The organism is Streptomyces sp. NPDC001194 (genome assembly GCF_042896985.1).
Taxonomy (GTDB): domain Bacteria; phylum Actinomycetota; class Actinomycetes; order Streptomycetales; family Streptomycetaceae; genus Streptomyces.
In genome coordinates this window covers 862,768-879,077 of the sequence record NZ_JBIAXU010000001.1, presented here as the reverse complement: position 1 = coordinate 879,077, position 16,310 = coordinate 862,768, and the positions used below count along the sequence as shown (strand labels likewise).

Here is a 16,310-nt window from a genome sequence, read left to right as displayed (position 1 = left end):
CGGGTCGAGGCCGTCCGTACCCTCGCCCGGTCCACCACCGCGTTGCATATCTCCACCCGACTGGTCTTGCCTGCCCCGGCCCCGCGGCCCCCGCCACGCAGCCTGATCATCATGGCAGTGACCTCCCCCGGGGCGGCGCGGTGAAACGCCCGTCCGCAAGTCAGTCGCGGCCTGATGAGACCATGGCTGGTGTGAGCTACCCGTACCCGTATGAAGCCAAAGTCTCGCAGACTCTCTTTGACCGCGCGTCCCTCGTGACGCCTGGCGGCGTGAACTCTCCGGTGCGTGCCTTCCGCGCCGTGGGCGGAACGCCCAGGTTCATGGTGTCCGGTACCGGTCCGTACCTGACCGATGCCGACGGCCGCGAGTACGTCGACCTGGTCTGCTCGTGGGGACCGATGATTCTCGGCCACGCCCACCCGGCCGTGGTGGAGGCCATCCAGGCCGCCGTCGCCCGCGGCACCTCCTTCGGCACGCCCGGCGAGGGCGAGGTCGCCCTCGCCGAGGAGATCGTCGACCGCATCGAGCCCGTGGAGCAGGTCCGCCTGGTGTCCTCGGGCACCGAGGCGACCATGTCGGCGATCCGCCTCGCGCGCGGTTTCACGGGCCGGGCCAAGGTCGTCAAGTTCGCGGGCTGCTATCACGGCCACGTGGACGCGCTGCTCGCCGCGGCCGGTTCCGGTTTGGCAACTTTCGCGCTGCCGGACACCCCCGGGGTGACGGGCGCGCAGGCCGGCGACACGATCGTGCTGCCGTACAACGACATCGAAGCGGTGCGGGCGGCGTTCGCCGCGCACCCCGGCGAGATCGCCTGCGTGATCACCGAGGCCGCGCCCGGCAACATGGGCGTCGTGACCCCGGCCCCCGGCTTCAACCAGGGTCTTGCGGACCTGTGCCGCGAGAACGGCGCCCTGTACATCTCCGACGAGGTCATGACGGGTTTCCGCACCTCCCGCGCCGGCTGGTACGGCGTCGACGGGGTCAAGCCCGACCTGATGACCTTCGGCAAGGTCATGGGCGGCGGCTTCCCGGCCGCTGCCTTCGGCGGCCGCGCCGACGTGATGGGCCACCTGGCGCCGGTCGGTCCGGTCTACCAGGCGGGCACGCTCTCCGGGAACCCGATCGCCACCGCGGCCGGCCTCGCGCAGCTGCGGCTGCTGGACGCGGCCGCGTACGAGAAGGTCGACGCGGTCTCCTCGCAGATCCAGGGCCTGGTCACGGACGCGCTCGCGAAGGAGGGCGTGGCGCACCGGCTGCAGACCGCGTCCAACATGTTCTCCGTCTTCTTCACCGAGGACGAGGTCAAGAACTACGACGACGCCAAGAAGCAGGAGTCCTTCCGCTTCAACGGCTTCTTCCACTCGATGCTGTCGCAGGGCGTCTACCTGCCGCCCTCGGCCTTCGAGTCGTGGTTCGTCTCCACCGCCCACGACGAGCAGGCGGTCGAGCGGATCGCGGCAGCGCTGCCCGCCGCCGCCCGCGCCGCCGCGCAGGCCACCCCGGAGGCCACCGCATGAGCGAGATCACTGTCGTCCACCTGATGCGCCACGGCGAGGTGCACAACCCGGACGGGGTCCTGTACGGGCGCCGCGCCGGCTACCACCTCTCCGAGCTGGGCCGCGAGATGGCCGAGCGGGTCGCGGAGCACCTGCAGAACCGTGACATCACGTACGTGGTCTCCTCCCCGCTGGAGCGGGCGCAGGAGACGGCGGCGCCGGTCGCCAAGAACCACGGTCTGGTGGTGGCGAGCGACGCGCGGCTGCTGGAGGCGGAGAACGTCTTCGAGGGCAAGACCTTCGGCGTCGGCGACGGCGCGCTGCGCAAGCCCGCCAACTGGAAGCACCTGACGAACCCGTTCAGGCCGTCCTGGGGCGAGCCGTACGTGGAGCAGGTCGTCCGGATGACGAGCGCCATCGAGGCGGCGCGCGACGCGGCCCGCGGCCACGAGGCGGTGGCGGTCAGCCACCAGCTGCCGATCTGGATCGTGCGCAGCTTCGCGGAGAAGCGCCGGCTGTGGCACGACCCGCGGCGCCGGCAGTGCACGCTGGCCTCGCTCACGTCGTTCACGTACGACGGCGACCGGCTGGTGTCGGTGGGCTACAGCGAGCCGGCCCGGGACCTTGTCCCGGCGCACCTGCTCGCGGGTGCGAAGCCCGTGAAGGGCAAGTCGAAGGCGTTCGGCGCCTAAAAAGTCGTACAAGTCGTAGGCGAAACGCCGCGTCGGACCTCGACTTCGCTGAAAAGTCCGTTTATGTGACTATTCATGAGCGATGCGAGTAGGACGACGCGCGACTTCACCCGAAGGGGAGTGCTCGGGCTCGGCGCGGCGGCGGTCGCGGCCGGGGTCGTCGGCTGCGGAGCCGACGGCGGCCCGGGCCGCCCCGCCCCCGGAGGCCCCGGCGCCTCCCCGTCGGGGGCCGCCGTCCGGCCGATCGGCGACGGCTCCACCGCCGACACCGGGCCGCAGCCCCACCAGCCGGCCAGGCCCGTACCGCTCCAGCCGGGTGAGACGCCACCGCAGTTCGTGGTGTTCAGCTGGGACGGCGCGGGGGAGATCGGCAACGGGCTGTTCCCGCGCTTCCTCAAGCTCGCCAAGGACCACGGCGCGGCCATGACCTTCTTCCTCTCCGGCCTCTACCTCCTGCCCGAGTCGAAGAAGGACCTCTACAAGCCGCCGAACAACCCGGTCGGGGCCTCCGACATCGGCTACCTCAAGGACGAGAACGTCCGCAACACCCTGGGTTGCGTCCGCCAGGCGTGGCTCGACGGCCATGAGGTGGGCACCCACTTCAACGGCCACTTCTGCGGCGGCTCCGGCTCCGTGGCCCACTGGACCGCGGACGACTGGCAGAGCGAGATCGACCAGGCCGTGTCCTTCGTCACCGGCTGGCGGACCAACACCGGCTTCACCGACCTCGAACCACTGCCGTTCGACTACCGCAAGGAGCTGGTCGGCGGCCGGACCCCGTGCCTGCTGGGCCAGGACAACCTGCTGCCCGTCGCGCAGAGGCTGGGCTGGCGCTACGACGCCTCCTCGCCCGGCGGCGTCCAGGTGTGGCCGACGAAGAAGTCGGGCGTCTGGGACCTGCCGCTGCAGTCCATGCCGTTCCCCGGGCACTCCTTCGAGGTGCTGTCGATGGACTACAACATCCTCGCCAACCAGTCGAAGAACACCACCCGGGGCATGCCCTCCAACTACCCGGCCTGGCGCACCCAGGCCACCGCCTCCTACCTCGGCGGCTTCCGGAGGGCGTACGAGACGAACCGCGCGCCGATGTTCATCGGCAACCACTTCGAGGAGTGGAACGGGGGCATCTACATGGATGCCGTCGAGGAGGCCCTCAAGGGCATGTCGGACAAAAAGGACGTACGGCTCGTCTCCTTCCGGCAGTTCACCGACTGGATCGACGTGCAGGACCCCAAGCTGCTGGCCAGGCTCCAGGAGCTGGCCCCGGGTCAGTCGCCGGCCGGCGGCTGGAACGCGTACCTCTCTGCCGTCTGACCAGCGGCTCCGCGAACCCTCGGGGGGCGGGAAAGATCCGCAAATCGCTCATGCGAAACTTTTCACATGAGAATTGGCCGTGCTCTCCTGCTCACCGCGGTGACCCTCGCGAGCGCTCTGACCCTGTCGGCGTGCAGCGACGGCGGCGGCAAGCCGAACGGTTCCTCCGGCGGCAACTACGTGACCGGCGCCGGCGGCATCTCCACCGTCGCCAAGGACGCGCGCACCGAGGCCCCCAAGCTGGACGGCGAGACCGTCGACGGGAAGACCCTCGACACCACCGCCCTCAAGGGCAAGGTCGTCGTCCTCAACGTGTGGGGCTCCTGGTGCCCGCCGTGCCGCGCCGAGGCCCCGAACTTCGCGAAGGTGTCGAAGGAGCTCGCCGACGCCGGCAAGGACGTGCAGTTCGTCGGCATCAACACCCGCGACACGAGCAAGCAGAACGCCGGGTCGTTCGAGGAGAACTTCGGGATCACCTACCCGAGCCTGTACGACCCGGACGGGAAGCTGCTCCTCCGCTTCCCCGCCGGCACGCTCAACCCGCAGGCCATCCCCTCCACGATCGTCCTCGACAAGCAGGGCCGGATCGCCGCCCGCACGCTCGTCGCGATCAACGAGCAGCAGCTGCGCTCCATGATCGACCCCGTGCTCGCGGAGCAGTGACCGAGTGGTCCCCGAGCTCCTCACCCTGGCCGCCGAGCCGACCGGCGTGAACACGACGGTCCTCGACGGGGCCCTGATGCTGGCAGTGCCCATCTCGGTCCTCGCCGGACTCGTCTCGTTCTTCTCGCCCTGCGTGCTGCCGCTGGTCCCCGGATACCTCTCGTACGTCACCGGCATCAGCGGGGCCGACCTCGCCGAGGCGCGGCGCGGCCGGATGCTGGCCGGCGCGGGCCTGTTCATCCTCGGCTTCACGGCCGTGTTCGTCTCGACCGGCGCGCTCTTCGGGTACTTCGGGGGCACGCTCCAGGCGAACCGCGAGATCATCTCCCGGATCCTCGGCGGTCTGGTGATCGTCCTCGGCCTCTTCTTCATGGGCCTGATCCCGGGTCTGACGATGCGGGAGTTCCGCTTCCACCGGAAGCCGACCGCGGGCCTGATCGGCGCACCGCTGCTCGGCGTGCTGTTCGGCGTCGGATGGACCCCCTGCATGGGCCCCACCCTCGCCGCCGTCAGCACGCTCTCCCTCGACCAGGCCAGCGCCGGCCGGGGGGCGCTGCTGACCGTCGCCTACTGTCTGGGGCTGGGCCTGCCCTTCATCCTCGCCGCGATCGCCTTCCGCAAGGCACTCGGCGCTTTCGGCTGGGTGAAGCAGCACTATGCATGGGTGATGCGGATCGGCGGCGGCATGCTGGTGCTGACCGGCCTGCTGCTCGTCACCGGCCTGTGGGCCGACATCGTCGACGACATGCGCATCTGGACCCAAGGCTTCACGGTGGGGATCTGAGGACTACACGGACATGAGTACGACAGACAAGGCGTCCACCGAGGCGCAGAACCCGTCCGAGGACGCCGCGGAAGCGGCCGCCGGCGCGCAGCTGTCCACCGCCCCCGCGGAGGACACCGGCGGTCCCGTCGGCATCGGCGTGATCGGCTGGATCCGCTGGTTCTGGCGGCAGCTCACCTCCATGCGGGTGGCGCTGATCCTCCTCTTCCTGCTCTCCCTGGGCTCCATCCCCGGCTCGCTCGTACCGCAGAACCAGGTCGACGCGATGAAGGTGGCCAAGTGGAAGGACGACCACTCCTTCTGGGTCCCGGCCGCCGAGAAGCTCCAGCTCTTCGACGTCTACAGCTCGGTGTGGTTCTCCGCGATCTACCTGCTGCTGTTCATCTCGCTGATCGGCTGCATCGTCCCGCGCACCTGGCAGTTCGTCGGCCAGCTCACCGGCCGCCCGCCCGGCGCGCCGAGGCGCCTGGACCGGCTGCCCGCGTACGCGACGTGGCGCACGGAGAAGTCCCCCGACGAGGTCCTCGCGCAGGCGAAGACGATCCTCGGCGGGCGCCGGTTCCGTACCGAGGCGGGCACCTCCGCCGTCGCGGCGGAGAAGGGCTACCTGCGCGAGGCGGGCAACCTGCTCTTCCACGTCGCCCTGATCGTGATGCTGATCGCGTTCGCCTGGGGCCAGCTGTTCAAGTCCGAGGGCGGCAAGCTCGTCCTGCGCGGCAAGGGCTTCGCGAACACGCTGACCCAGTACGACGACTTCAAGTACGGCAGCTGGTTCGACCCCGACGACCTGTCGCCCTTCTCCTTCACGCTCGACAAGTTCGACGCCACGTACGAGGAGAACGGCCCCCAGAAGGGCACCGCGCGCGACTTCAAGGCGTACGTGACCTTCAGCGACGGCGCGCACGGCGCCCCGCAGAAGCGCGAGATCCAGGTCAACAAGCCGATGGAGGTCGACGGGTCCAAGGTCTACCTGCTCGGCCACGGCTACGCGCCGGTCATCTCGGTGACCGACCCGACCGGCAAGGTGATCTACAAGGACGCCGTGCCGATGCTGCCCTTCGACTCGAACCTGAGCTCCTCGGGCGCGGTCAAGGTGCCGGACGGCTACCGCGACAAGGACGGCAAGAAGGAGCAGCTCGGCTTCAACGCCATGTTCGTGCCGACCTTCGCCGGCGAGGGCAAGGGCACGATGCTCTCCCAGTTCCCGGACCTGAAGTTCCCGGTCCTCGCCCTGAGCGCCTACCACGGCAGCCTGGGGGTCGACTCGGGCCTGCCGCAGAACGTGTACCAGCTGAACACCTCCAAGATGCAGGAGTACAAGGACGCCGACGGGCAGCTGTTCAAGAAGCGGCTGCTGCCCGGCGAGACCATGGAGCTCCCGAACGGCGCGGGCACCGTTAAGTTCGAGGGCATCGAGCGCTGGGCCACCTTCTCGATCACCCGGCAGCCCGGCAGCGGGCTCGCCCTCGGGGGCGCGATCGCCGCGATCGGCGGCCTGGCCGCGTCCCTGTTCATCCAGCGCCGCCGGGTCTGGGTGCGCGCGGTGGCCGGCAAGGACGGCGTGACCGTCGTCGAGATGGCGGGCCTCGGCCGCAGCGAGTCGGCCAAGCTCCCCGAGGAGCTGGGGCAGCTCGCCGCCGCCCTCCACCAGCAGGCGCCCACGGCGCCCGACCAACCTGTCAAGGCAACTGTCGAAGGGGAGCGCGGATGACGCCGCTCGCAGCCGAAGTCAACGAGAATTTGGCTCAGATCAGCAACTACCTGATCTATTCGTCGATGGCGGTCTACATGCTCGCCTTCTTCGCGCACATCGCCGAGTGGACCTTCGGCAGCCGCAGCAAGGTGGGCCGTACCGCCGCGGCGCTGACCGGCGCCAAGGCCGCGGTGGCCGACGCCCCCGCCGTGCAGGTGCGCGCCAAGGGAGGCACGGCGGTCCTCGACAAGCCGAAGGTCGTCACCCGCTCCGCCGCCGGCACCCGCGACGTCCCGGACGGTCCCGGCGCGGCCGGCGGCACCGAGAACGGCGACCTCTACGGCCGGATCGCGGTCTCGCTGACGACCCTGGCCTTCGTCATCGAGGCGGGCGGCGTCGTGACCCGCGCGATGTCCGTGCAGCGGGCCCCCTGGGGCAACATGTACGAGTTCTCGGTGACCTTCTCCACGGTCGCCGTCGGCGCGTACCTGGCGCTCCTGGCGCTGAAGAAGAACGTCCGCTGGCTCGGCCTGATCCTGGTCACCACGGTCCTGCTGGACCTCGGCATCGCCACCACCTGGCTCTACACCGCCAGCGACCAGCTGGTCCCGGCCCTGCACTCGTACTGGCTGTGGATCCACGTCTCCACCGCGATCTTCTGTGGGGCGGTCTTCTACATCGGCGCGGCCGGCGCGGTGCTCTACCTCTTCCGCGACTCGTACGAGGCCAAGCTGGCGGGTGGCGGCACGCCGGGCCGTTTCGCCACCTCGGTGCTGGAGCGGCTGCCCTCGGCGGCCTCGCTCGACAAGTTCTCGTACCGGATCAACGCCGCCGTGTTCCCGCTGTGGACGTTCACCATCGTCGCGGGCGCGATCTGGGCGGGCGACGCCTGGGGCCGCTACTGGGGCTGGGACCCCAAGGAGGTCTGGTCCTTCGTGACCTGGGTGGCGTACGCCTGCTACCTGCACGCCCGCGCCACCGCCGGCTGGAAGGGCCGCAAGGCCGCGTACCTCGCGCTCTTCGCCTTCGCCTGCTGGATCTGGAACTACTACGGCGTGAACATCCTGCTCAGCGGCAAGCACTCGTACGCGGGCGTCTGACGCGCAGGAGTGGGACGCTGGTGGCATGACACCGACACCGGTGAGTCATGCCACCAGCGAGAGCCGCGGCGAGGGCCGCTGGCTGCTGCGCTTCGAGGTGCACGTGCCGTGCGCGTACGAGGCCGTGTGGCCGGCGCTGACCACGGCCGAGGGGCTGCGCGGCTGGCTGGCCGCGGCGGACGTCCTGGAGCGCAGGCTCGGCGGGGCCGTCACGCTGCACTGGCGCAGCGGCGGGACGACGGTCTCCGGCCACGTCACGGCGTGGGACGTCGAGCGGGTCGTCGAGTACACGGTGAGCGAGCACGGCCGGATCCGCTTCCACCTGGAGGCGGTCGGCACGGACTCGACCGTGATCCGCTTCCTGAACGAGCGGGCCGGGACGGCCGAGGACCGCCTCGACTGCCTGGCCGGCTGGCACCACCACTTCGAGCTGCTGGAAGCGGCCCTTCAGGGCCATCCGGCGGACTGGTCCCGGTGGACCGACGCCCGCTGGGCCGAGCTGCGCGCGACCTACGGGTCCTTCTCCAGGACGTAGGCGCTGCGCGCGTCCGGATCGCCGTAGAAGAAGTACAGCTCCAGCGTCTGGCGCTGGTCGCGGCGCATCTCGAAGGTCCACTTGTAGAGGTCGGGCAGGCGCAGGCGCACGTGCTGGCCGTAGTTCCAGCCCGCGGGCTCCCGGCTGATGAGCTTCCAGGTGCCGGTTCCGGAGAGCCGCCAGCCGTGGTCGTAGTCCCGCTCCTGACCGTTCAGGAGGGTGACGGTCGCGCTCCCGTCGGCCCGGAAGACCACCTCGGTGCCCTCGATGCAGCGCCAGGTGCCGACGATCTCGTCGGTGCGCGCGTCGTAGACGGCGGGGGTGGAGCGGGCGATGTGCGGATTGCCCCCGGCCATGGCGAGCAGGGCGGCGACGGCGACCCCGTACGCGAGGAGATTGCGCAGGATCGTGTCGACGACCCGCGGACCCCCGCTGTTCCTCGGCATCCGCCCATTCTTGCAGCCGCATTGAACGCGTTCAATGCCACACGGGCCGCAGGGGCGGAAGCTCCCCGTCCCCCGCCAGGGCGTGCAGCAGGCCGGTCAGCTCCCGGCGCAGGACGGGGAGGTCGACGCGGGTGCCGAGCTCGGCCTCCAGCTCGTGCAGGACCCGCCCGGCGACGGCGAGGTGCTCCTCCGCGGCCCGGGTCAGGACCACCAGCTTGCGCCGCCCGCCCTCGGGGTGCGGCTCGCGCCGTACGTAGCCCCGCTTCTCCAGGTCGTCCACGAGCTGCCCGGCGGCCTGCTTGGTCACCCCGAGCCGCTCGCCGAGTTCGGTGCCGGTGGCCCCGCCCCCCTTGAGCACCTGGAAGGCCATGCCGTGCGCGGGCCGCAGGTCCCCGTACCCGGCCGCGTCGAGCCGCCGGGTGAACTCGCCGATGAGCAGCTGGAAGCCGAGGCCGAGCAGGAAGCCGAGCTCGATGCCGTCGGTCTCTTCTTTTCTCGTCACGGAAAACATGGTGACACGGATGGGTCAAGGTGCTTTACTCGTGGAGTAAGTAAAGTCGCTTGACTCAGAACGAGGGATCTCCGCATGCGCGTCATCACGACCTCACCCGACCACGTCACCACGACCCCCAACGCGGTCATGACCGGCCTGGCCGCGCCCGGCCGGGGCAGCGCCGAACTCAGCACCTGGCACGTCGCCATGGCGGCCGGCGCCCGTGGCCCCGAGCACTCCGTCGACCGCGAGCAGGTGTGGACGGTCACCGCCGGCGCCCTGGACGTCACCTCGGCCGGACGCACGGAGAGGGTCGCGGCGGGTGACACCCTGGTCCTCCCGCCGCACGCACTGCGCCGCGTCCACGCCCCGGAGGCGGCCGAGGCGTACGTGGCGATGCGCTCCGACGGCCTCGTCACGGTCCCGGGCGAAGCGGAACCCCGCGTCCTGCCCTGGACCCGGTGAGGCGGACGGTCAGTCCTTGTCCTTGTCCCGGTCCTTGTCCCGGTCCTCGTTCAGGGAGCGCAGGAACTCGGGGTTGTCGTCGGGAGCGATCCACTGCGTGCGGCTCGAGCGGCCGCCGCCGACCGCGGAGCGCTGCCGGCCCGCGAAGAGCCACACCACCGGTCCGACGATCGAGAACAGCAGGATGATGATCACCCAGACCACCTTGGGGAGGTGCTTGACCTCCTCCTCCGGCGTGTTCAGGCAGTCGATGAAGGCGTAGATGGTCAGCGCGATGATCAGCAGGAACGGCAGATAGCGCAGCACGGTGTGGGACCGACTCCCCAGCAGTGACGGGGGACCCGCCTCGGGCCCCGGTGACACTCCCAGGCTAGCCGGTGACGGATACTGGCCCCTATGGCTTACGACGATCTCCGCTCGCTGCTCCGGGCTCTGGAGCGAGAGGGCGACCTCAAGCGCATCAAGGCCGAAGTCGACCCGTACCTGGAGGTCGGGGAGATCGTCGACAGAGTGAACAAGGCGGGGGGTCCCGCCCTCCTCTTCGAGAACGTCAAGGGCTCGGCGATGCCGCTGGCCATGAACGTCTTCGGGACCGACCGCCGCCTCCTCAAGGCCCTCGGCCTCAAGTCGTACGGCGAGATCAGCGAGAAGATCGGCGGCCTGCTCAAGCCGGAGCTCCCTCAGGGCTTCATCGGCGTCCGCGAGGCCTTCGGCAAGCTCGGCTCGATGGTCCACGTGCCGCCGAAGAAGGTGAAGGGCGAGTCCGCGCCCGTCCAGGAGGTCGTCCTCACCGGCGACGACGTGGACCTGGACCGGCTCCCGGCCCTCTTCACCTGGCCCAAGGACGGCGGGTCCTTCTTCAACCTCGGCCTCACCCACACCAAGCACCCCGAGACCGGCGTGCGCAACCTCGGCCTCTACCGCCTCCAGCGCCACGACAAGCGCACCATCGGCATGCACTGGCAGATCCACAAGGACAGCCGCAACCACTACGCGGTGGCCGCCAAGCGCGGCGAGCGCCTCCCGGTCGCGATCGCCTTCGGCTGCCCGCCGGCCGTGACGTACGCGTCGACCGCGCCGCTGCCCGGCGACATCGACGAGTACCTCTTCGCCGGGTTCGTCGCGGGCAAGCGCATCGAGATGGTCGACTGCAAGACCGTCCCGCTCCAGGTCCCGGCCAACGCCGAGGTCGTCATCGAGGGCTGGCTGGAACCGGGGGAGACGCTCCCCGAGGGCCCCTTCGGCGACCACACGGGCTTCTACACCCCGCAGGAGCCCTTCCCGGCCCTGAAGATCGACTGCGTGACGATGCGCAAGCGCCCGCTGATCCAGTCGATCGTCGTCGGCCGCCCGCCCACGGAGGACGGCCCGCTCGGTCGCGCGACGGAGCGTTTCTTCCTCCCCCTCCTCAAGATCATCGTGCCGGACATCGTGGACTACCACCTGCCCGAGTCGGGCGGCTTCCACAACTGCGCGATCGTCTCGATCGACAAGAAGTACCCGAAGCACGCCCAGAAGGTCATGCACGCCATCTGGGGCGCCCACATGATGTCGCTGACCAAGCTGATCATCGTCGTGGACTCCGACTGCGACGTCCACGACCTGCACGAGGTGTCCTGGCGGGCGCTCGGCAACACGGACTACTCCCGCGACCTCACGGTGGTCGAGGGCCCGGTCGACCACCTCGACCACGCCTCGTACCAGCAGTTCTGGGGCGGCAAGGCGGGCATCGACGCGACCAAGAAGCTCCCCGAGGAGGGCTACACCCGCGACGGCGGCTGGCCCGACATGGTGGAGTCCGACCCCGCGACGGCGGCCCTGGTGGACCGCCGCTGGAAGGAGTACGGCCTGTGAGCCCGATTGTCGTGGAGGGTCCCGAGCTCTTCCTCGGCGCCGGCGACGTCTACGTGGCCCTGCTGCGCCCGAAGATCGACCCGGCGGACCCGGGCGTGCGGCTGGCCGCCGAGCAGGCGGGCGTCACGCCCGAGGAGTTCGCCGGATCCGGCGACGTGTGGACGCTGATGTACGAGGACGGCCCCGGCCACGGCGAGTTCGAACTCCCCGGCGCTCGGGACGTCGAGGCGGACGGCTTCGCGGAGCAGCTCCAGGCCGCCCTGGCCTCGGGCGGGCCGTTCACGGTCGAGGCCGGGGACTTCCTGGGCATCGACGCCCGCCCGGCGGCCGGCGCCTGGCGGCTGACCGCCCGGGTCACCCCGCCCGAGGACGAGGAGGACGGCGCCGCCGCCCCCCGGACCGTGGAACTCGGCGCACTCCCGGCGGCGCAGCTCCTGGCCGACCTCGAAGACTTCCGGAGAGCAATCGCATGATGACGACCGCCGACGGGGTGCTCGGGTCCGGCCCGGCGCCGCAGCCGACCGGCAAGGTCAAGGCGTTCCTGCGGCTCGTGATGATCGAGCACTCGGTCTTCGCACTGCCCTTCGCGTACATCGCGGCGCTGACGGCCATGTTCCGGCTCGACCGCACCATGCACTGGCCCGAGCTGCTGCTCGTCACCGTCTGCATGGTGGGCCTGCGCACCTTCGCGATGGCCGCGAACCGGATCATCGACCGCGAGATCGACGCCCGGAACCCGCGGACCGCCGGCCGCGAGCTCGTCACGGGCGCCGTGTCCGTACGGTCGGCCTGGACCGGGGCCGGGATCGCGCTGGCCGTGTTCCTCGGCTCGGCGGCGCTGCTGAACCCGCTGTGCCTGGCGCTGGCACCGATCGCGGTGATCCCGATGGTGGTGTACCCGTACGGCAAGCGGTTCACGAACTTCCCGCACGCGATCCTGGGCCTGGCCCAGGCGATGGGACCGGTCGGCGCGTGGCTGGCCGTGACGGGCGAGTGGTCCTGGGACGCGGTGATCCTGGGCCTGGCGGTCGGCGTCTGGATCGGCGGCTTCGACCTGATCTTCGCTTGCCAGGACGTGGCCGCCGACCGCGCGGACGGCGTGAAGTCGGTCCCGGCCCGCTTCGGCGTCCCGGCGGCCCTGTGGGGCGCACGCGGCGCGCACGTCGTGACCACGGCCCTGCTGGCGTGGTACGCGGTGGAGACGGAGGCCGGCCCGTTCTTCTGGGCGGGCCTGGTGATCGTCGTGGCGGCCTTCCTCTACGAGCACACGATCGTGAAGCCGCACGACCTGTCCCGCCTGAACCGCGCCTTCTTCACGGTCAACGGCTTCATCGGCATGGCCCTGTTCGTCTGCGCCCTGGCCGACCTGGTGGCCCGGGGACTGACCCTGTAGCGCAGGGCCCGGGCAGGACAACCCCTACGCCCGGGCCCTGCGGCCGGGGAAGCGGAACGCGGCGGCGATGCCCGCCACGAGGCCGAAGAGGTGCCCCTGCCAGCTGACCGTGGTGTTCGTCGGCAGGATGCCCGTCAGGATCCCCGTCCCCCAGTACGCGGCGATCGCGACGCCGACCAGCACGCCCAGTACCCGGCGCTCGACGAACCCGCGCACCAGCAGGTAGCCGAACAGCCCGAAGACCAGCCCGGATGCCCCGGCGGTCACGGTGTTCGACCCGGAGACGAGCCACACCCCGAGCCCGTCCGCCACCACGAGCACCGCGCACAGCGCCAGGAACCGCCGTATCCCGCTCAGCGCGGCGACGAAGCCCAGCACCAGCAGCGGCACGCTGTTCGACGCCACGTGGTCGAACCCGAAGTGGAGGAACGGCGCCAGCGGGATCCCGCTCAGCCCGTCCGCGGTCCGCGGGACGATCCCGTACGCGTCCAGCGCGTGCCCGGTGGCCAGATCCACCACCTCGACCAGCCAGAGCAGGCCCACCCAGCCCAGCATCAGCTTCCCGGCGGCCATGGCCCGATCCCCCTGGCTCCACGCCTCGAGCCGTACGTCCCCCGGTATTTCGGCCATGTCCTGATCCCCCTGCTTTCGACGCTCGGGACACCTTACTCAGCGTCGTCCGCCGGTGGCCGGATAGTCTCGGAGCTATGACTGACGGCAAGCGCACCCCGTGGGTGGTCGGGGTTTCCGGGGCGTCCGGGACGCCGTACGCGGCGGCGGTGATCCGCGCACTGCTGGCGGCGGGGGAGAGTGTGGACCTCGTGGTCAGCCGTGCCTCGCGGCTGACCCTCCTCGACGAGACGGGAATCGCGTTCCGCGACGCGCACTGGCGCGACGATCTCGCGGCCTGGCTGGAACGCGGAGCGGACGGCAAGCCCGCGACGCATCCGCGGCCGGAACTGGACGACGTCCGCTACTGGGGGGCCGGAGACCTGGCCGCAGGGCCGAGTTCGGGCTCGTACCCCGTGAAGGGGATGCTGATCGTGCCGGCGTCCACGGCCTGCGTCGCGGGGGTGGCGCTCGGGCTGTCGAAGGACCTGCTCCAGCGCGTCGCGAGCGTGACGCTCAAGGAGCGGCGGCGACTGGTGGTCGCGGTGCGGGAGACCCCGCTGAACGGGCAGACGCTCAGGCATCTGGTGGCGCTGGACGAGGCGGGCGCAGTGGTGCTGCCCGCCTCTCCGGCGTTCTACGCGGGTGCGACGCACATCCAGGACCTGGTGGATTTCGTCGCGGGGCGGGTGCTGGACGCGGCAGGGGTGCCGCACCGGCTGTACCGCAGGTGGGAGGGGGAGCTCGGTGGAGCGTCCCGCCCCCGGGAGGCAAGCGGTGACTAGCGCTTCTTGGCGCGGAGGGCGCCCTGCTTGCGGGTCCGGTCGACGCGGTGGGCGGCGGCGGGCTGGTCGGTGCGGGATCGGTTGGCCAGCTCCTGGAGCTGTCGCATGTGCGCGTAGGCCATCTCGATCGTGTACACGGTGAACCACTCCTGATGTCGTCAGACCAGCGAGATCATCGCCGATCTGTTGAAAGATTCACAGGGTGTTGACCCTGTGCGCCTTTGATTCTATACGTAAACTTGCGGGATCGCCGAATAATGGAAGGCTCCAGGTATATGGACGCGGTGGATAGGCAGCTCATCCAGGCACTTCGTGAGAACGGACGTGCCTCGTACGCGGAGCTGGGCCGGCTCGTGGGCCTCTCCGGCCCCAGCGTCACCGACCGGATCAACCGGCTCGAGTCGGCCGGCGTGATCACCGGCTACCGCGCGACCGTCAACGCGGCCTCGCTCGGCCTGGGCGTCACGGCGCTCATCGGCATCTCCCTCTCCGACGCCGCGGACCACGAGGACGTGGCCCGCCGCCTGCGGGACCTGGCGGAGATCGAGGACTGCTGGTTCATCGCCGGCGACGACTCGTACATGCTCAAGGTCCGCGCGGGCGACGTGGACGGGCTGGAGCGGATCATCCGCAAGCTCTCCGGGACCAAGGGCGTCTCGCGCACCCGTACCACCATCGTGCTCTCCACGAAGTGGGAGAACCGGGTCGGGGACCTGCCCGAAGAGCGCTAAGAGTACGGTGGGTGGCGGTTGCAGGCAGGACAGGACCCGTAGAGGAGACGACCGGAATGGACGCTGGGCTCAAGCGTGAGCTGGAGGACAAGGTTCGCTCCGGCGAGCGGCTGACCCGTGAGGACGGCATCGCCCTCTACGAGTCCGACGATCTGGCCTGGCTGGGCGGCCTCGCCCACGAGGTGCGCACGCGCAAGAACGGCGACGTCGTCCACTTCAACGTCAACCGCCACCTCAACATGACGAACGTGTGCACCGCCTCGTGCGCCTACTGCTCGTTCCAGCGCAAGCCGGGCGAGAAGGACGCGTACACGATGCGCATCGAGGAAGCCGTGCGCCTGGCCAAGGCCATGGAGAACGAGAACCTCACCGAGCTGCACATCGTCAACGGCCTGCACCCGAGCCTGCCGTGGCGGTACTACCCGCGCTCGCTCTCCGCACTGAAGGAGGCGCTGCCGAACGTCTCGCTGAAGGCGTTCACGGCGACCGAGATCCACCACTTCGAGACGATCTCCGGCATGTCGGCCTCCGACATCCTGGACGAACTGATCGAGGCCGGTCTGGAGTCGCTCACCGGCGGCGGCGCGGAGATCTTCGACTGGGAGGTCCGCCAGCACATCGTGGACCACAAGACCCACTGGGAAGACTGGTCGCGCATCCACCGCCTGGCGCACTCGAAGGGCCTCAAGACCCCCTCGACCATGCTCTACGGGCACATCGAGGAGCCGCGCCACCGCGTGGACCACGTGCTGCGGCTGCGCGAGCTCCAGGACGAGACCGGCGGCTTCCAGGTCTTCATCCCGCTGCGCTACCAGCACGACTTCGTGGACATGCAGGACGGGAAGGTCCGCAACAAGCTGCAGGCCCGTACGACGATGGCGACCGGCGCCGAGGCGCTGAAGACCTTCGCCGTCTCCCGGCTGCTGTTCGACAACGTGCCGCACGTCAAGGTCTTCTGGGTCATGCACGGCGTGCAGACCGCCCAGCTGGCCCTCCAGCACGGCGCGGACGACATGGACGGCTCGGTCGTCGAGTACAAGATCACGCACGATGCGGACAACTACGGCACGCCGAACAAGCTGGGCCGTGACGACCTGCTGGAGCTGATCCGCGAGGCCGGCTTCCGCCCGGTCGAGCGCAACACGCGCTACGAGATCATCCGCGAGTACCCGGGCCCGGACGCGGACCTGCGCGAGACCCCGCAGGCGATGCGCGTCTGACGCCCTGCCGTCGTGCTCGAGAGCGCCCTGGTCCGCA

Annotated in this window: 20 protein-coding genes; 15 read left to right on the top strand and 5 right to left on the bottom strand. The window is 70.2% G+C overall.

Annotated features, from left to right (window positions below):
- Positions 1-182 precede the first annotated feature (182 nt).
- The 8 genes from hemL to ACFY1T_RS04220 all read left to right on the top strand — a co-directional run bounded on the left by hemL (position 183) and on the right by ACFY1T_RS04220 (position 8,277).
- Complete coding sequence (hemL, locus tag ACFY1T_RS04255; protein WP_390786861.1) at positions 183-1,517, top strand: glutamate-1-semialdehyde 2,1-aminomutase; 1,335 nt, start codon at positions 183-185, stop codon at positions 1,515-1,517.
- Positions 1,514-2,188, top strand: a complete 675-nt coding sequence (locus ACFY1T_RS04250) for a histidine phosphatase family protein (RefSeq protein WP_390786860.1) — start codon at positions 1,514-1,516, stop codon at positions 2,186-2,188. The genes hemL and ACFY1T_RS04250 overlap by 4 nt, the downstream gene beginning before the upstream one ends.
- A gap of 75 nt (positions 2,189-2,263) precedes the next feature.
- Positions 2,264-3,502: a hypothetical protein gene (locus ACFY1T_RS04245; RefSeq protein WP_390786859.1), complete on the top strand. Its 1,239-nt coding sequence runs from the start codon at positions 2,264-2,266 to the stop codon at positions 3,500-3,502.
- Between the two features lie 66 nt (positions 3,503-3,568).
- Positions 3,569-4,165: a TlpA family protein disulfide reductase gene (locus tag ACFY1T_RS04240; RefSeq protein WP_390786858.1), complete on the top strand. Its 597-nt coding sequence runs from the start codon at positions 3,569-3,571 to the stop codon at positions 4,163-4,165.
- A gap of 4 nt (positions 4,166-4,169) precedes the next feature.
- The gene (locus tag ACFY1T_RS04235) at positions 4,170-4,949 is read left to right on the top strand and encodes a cytochrome c biogenesis CcdA family protein (protein WP_390786857.1); all 780 of its coding nucleotides are present in this window, start codon (positions 4,170-4,172) and stop codon (positions 4,947-4,949) included.
- 13 nt (positions 4,950-4,962) lie between these two features.
- Complete coding sequence (locus ACFY1T_RS04230) at positions 4,963-6,660, top strand: cytochrome c biogenesis protein ResB (protein WP_390786856.1); 1,698 nt, start codon at positions 4,963-4,965, stop codon at positions 6,658-6,660.
- A complete protein-coding gene (ccsB, locus tag ACFY1T_RS04225; RefSeq protein ID WP_390786855.1) occupies positions 6,657-7,742 on the top strand; it encodes a c-type cytochrome biogenesis protein CcsB in 1,086 nt (361 codons plus the stop codon). The genes ACFY1T_RS04230 and ccsB overlap by 4 nt, the downstream gene beginning before the upstream one ends.
- A 25-nt stretch (positions 7,743-7,767) precedes the next feature.
- On the top strand, positions 7,768-8,277 hold the full coding sequence (locus tag ACFY1T_RS04220; protein WP_390786854.1) for an SRPBCC domain-containing protein: 510 nt from the start codon (positions 7,768-7,770) through the stop codon (positions 8,275-8,277).
- Here the strand turns inward: ACFY1T_RS04220 and ACFY1T_RS04215 are convergent.
- Both ACFY1T_RS04215 and ACFY1T_RS04210 read right to left on the bottom strand, forming a co-directional pair.
- A complete protein-coding gene (locus ACFY1T_RS04215; RefSeq protein WP_390786853.1) occupies positions 8,253-8,723 on the bottom strand; it encodes a hypothetical protein in 471 nt (156 codons plus the stop codon). The two genes, ACFY1T_RS04220 and ACFY1T_RS04215, sit on opposite strands and share 25 nt — an antisense overlap.
- 31 nt (positions 8,724-8,754) lie before the next feature.
- The gene (locus ACFY1T_RS04210; RefSeq protein ID WP_390786852.1) at positions 8,755-9,234 is read right to left on the bottom strand and encodes a MarR family winged helix-turn-helix transcriptional regulator; all 480 of its coding nucleotides are present in this window, start codon (positions 9,232-9,234) and stop codon (positions 8,755-8,757) included.
- Between the two features lie 75 nt (positions 9,235-9,309).
- Here ACFY1T_RS04210 and ACFY1T_RS04205 point away from each other — a divergent pair, with 75 nt between their 5' ends.
- Positions 9,310-9,681: a cupin domain-containing protein gene (locus ACFY1T_RS04205; RefSeq protein WP_390786851.1), complete on the top strand. Its 372-nt coding sequence runs from the start codon at positions 9,310-9,312 to the stop codon at positions 9,679-9,681.
- A 9-nt stretch (positions 9,682-9,690) separates the two neighbouring features.
- Here the strand turns inward: ACFY1T_RS04205 and ACFY1T_RS04200 are convergent, their stop codons facing one another.
- Positions 9,691-9,987: a PLD nuclease N-terminal domain-containing protein gene (locus ACFY1T_RS04200; RefSeq protein WP_390786850.1), complete on the bottom strand. Its 297-nt coding sequence runs from the start codon at positions 9,985-9,987 to the stop codon at positions 9,691-9,693.
- Positions 9,988-10,077: 90 nt separating this feature from the next.
- Between ACFY1T_RS04200 and ACFY1T_RS04195 the strand changes: the two genes are divergently transcribed.
- The 3 genes from ACFY1T_RS04195 to mqnP are packed head-to-tail and all read left to right on the top strand — an operon-like array spanning position 10,078 to position 12,928.
- Positions 10,078-11,535: a menaquinone biosynthesis decarboxylase gene (locus tag ACFY1T_RS04195; protein ID WP_030864576.1), complete on the top strand. Its 1,458-nt coding sequence runs from the start codon at positions 10,078-10,080 to the stop codon at positions 11,533-11,535.
- Positions 11,532-12,008 carry a hypothetical protein gene (locus tag ACFY1T_RS04190; RefSeq protein ID WP_390786849.1) on the top strand — a complete coding sequence of 159 codons (477 nt, stop codon included), beginning with the start codon at positions 11,532-11,534 and terminating at the stop codon, positions 12,006-12,008. The genes ACFY1T_RS04195 and ACFY1T_RS04190 overlap by 4 nt, the downstream gene beginning before the upstream one ends.
- A complete protein-coding gene (mqnP, locus tag ACFY1T_RS04185; RefSeq protein WP_390786848.1) occupies positions 12,005-12,928 on the top strand; it encodes a menaquinone biosynthesis prenyltransferase MqnP in 924 nt (307 codons plus the stop codon). The genes ACFY1T_RS04190 and mqnP overlap by 4 nt, the downstream gene beginning before the upstream one ends.
- Before the next feature lie 24 nt (positions 12,929-12,952).
- On the opposite strand, the gene ACFY1T_RS04180 is transcribed toward mqnP, so the two are convergent.
- Positions 12,953-13,558 carry a rhomboid family intramembrane serine protease gene (locus ACFY1T_RS04180; protein WP_390786847.1) on the bottom strand — a complete coding sequence of 202 codons (606 nt, stop codon included), beginning with the start codon at positions 13,556-13,558 and terminating at the stop codon, positions 12,953-12,955.
- A gap of 77 nt (positions 13,559-13,635) precedes the next feature.
- Here ACFY1T_RS04180 and ACFY1T_RS04175 point away from each other — a divergent pair, with 77 nt between their 5' ends.
- The gene (locus ACFY1T_RS04175) at positions 13,636-14,322 is read left to right on the top strand and encodes a UbiX family flavin prenyltransferase (protein ID WP_390786846.1); all 687 of its coding nucleotides are present in this window, start codon (positions 13,636-13,638) and stop codon (positions 14,320-14,322) included.
- Here the strand turns inward: ACFY1T_RS04175 and ACFY1T_RS04170 are convergent.
- Positions 14,319-14,459, bottom strand: coding sequence for a hypothetical protein (locus ACFY1T_RS04170; RefSeq protein ID WP_199813687.1), 141 nt, complete (start codon positions 14,457-14,459; stop codon positions 14,319-14,321). The two genes, ACFY1T_RS04175 and ACFY1T_RS04170, sit on opposite strands and share 4 nt — an antisense overlap.
- Before the next feature lie 138 nt (positions 14,460-14,597).
- Here ACFY1T_RS04170 and ACFY1T_RS04165 point away from each other — a divergent pair, with 138 nt between their 5' ends.
- Positions 14,598-15,053 carry an Lrp/AsnC family transcriptional regulator gene (locus ACFY1T_RS04165; protein WP_030864586.1) on the top strand — a complete coding sequence of 152 codons (456 nt, stop codon included), beginning with the start codon at positions 14,598-14,600 and terminating at the stop codon, positions 15,051-15,053.
- A gap of 56 nt (positions 15,054-15,109) precedes the next feature.
- Positions 15,110-16,273, top strand: a complete 1,164-nt coding sequence (mqnE, locus tag ACFY1T_RS04160) for an aminofutalosine synthase MqnE (protein ID WP_229337163.1) — start codon at positions 15,110-15,112, stop codon at positions 16,271-16,273.
- Positions 16,274-16,310 lie beyond the last annotated feature (37 nt).

Excerpts from the sequence above, each read along its gene's own strand:
- hemL (WP_390786861.1), top strand. The coding sequence starts at position 183 with ATGGCTGGTGTGAGCTACCCGTACCCGTATGAAGCCAAAGTCTCGCAG.
- ACFY1T_RS04250 (WP_390786860.1), top strand. The coding sequence starts at position 1,514 with ATGAGCGAGATCACTGTCGTCCACCTGATGCGCCACGGCGAGGTGCAC.
- ACFY1T_RS04245 (WP_390786859.1), top strand. The coding sequence starts at position 2,264 with ATGAGCGATGCGAGTAGGACGACGCGCGACTTCACCCGAAGGGGAGTG.
- ACFY1T_RS04240 (WP_390786858.1), top strand. The coding sequence starts at position 3,569 with ATGAGAATTGGCCGTGCTCTCCTGCTCACCGCGGTGACCCTCGCGAGC.
- ACFY1T_RS04230 (WP_390786856.1), top strand. The coding sequence starts at position 4,963 with ATGAGTACGACAGACAAGGCGTCCACCGAGGCGCAGAACCCGTCCGAG.
- ccsB (WP_390786855.1), top strand. The coding sequence starts at position 6,657 with ATGACGCCGCTCGCAGCCGAAGTCAACGAGAATTTGGCTCAGATCAGC.
- ACFY1T_RS04220 (WP_390786854.1), top strand. The coding sequence starts at position 7,768 with ATGACACCGACACCGGTGAGTCATGCCACCAGCGAGAGCCGCGGCGAG.
- ACFY1T_RS04215 (WP_390786853.1), bottom strand. The coding sequence starts at position 8,723 with ATGCCGAGGAACAGCGGGGGTCCGCGGGTCGTCGACACGATCCTGCGC.
- ACFY1T_RS04210 (WP_390786852.1), bottom strand. The coding sequence starts at position 9,234 with ATGTTTTCCGTGACGAGAAAAGAAGAGACCGACGGCATCGAGCTCGGC.
- ACFY1T_RS04205 (WP_390786851.1), top strand. The coding sequence starts at position 9,310 with ATGCGCGTCATCACGACCTCACCCGACCACGTCACCACGACCCCCAAC.
- ACFY1T_RS04195 (WP_030864576.1), top strand. The coding sequence starts at position 10,078 with ATGGCTTACGACGATCTCCGCTCGCTGCTCCGGGCTCTGGAGCGAGAG.
- mqnP (WP_390786848.1), top strand. The coding sequence starts at position 12,005 with ATGATGACGACCGCCGACGGGGTGCTCGGGTCCGGCCCGGCGCCGCAG.
- ACFY1T_RS04180 (WP_390786847.1), bottom strand. The coding sequence starts at position 13,558 with ATGGCCGAAATACCGGGGGACGTACGGCTCGAGGCGTGGAGCCAGGGG.
- ACFY1T_RS04175 (WP_390786846.1), top strand. The coding sequence starts at position 13,636 with ATGACTGACGGCAAGCGCACCCCGTGGGTGGTCGGGGTTTCCGGGGCG.
- ACFY1T_RS04165 (WP_030864586.1), top strand. The coding sequence starts at position 14,598 with ATGGACGCGGTGGATAGGCAGCTCATCCAGGCACTTCGTGAGAACGGA.
- mqnE (WP_229337163.1), top strand. The coding sequence starts at position 15,110 with ATGGACGCTGGGCTCAAGCGTGAGCTGGAGGACAAGGTTCGCTCCGGC.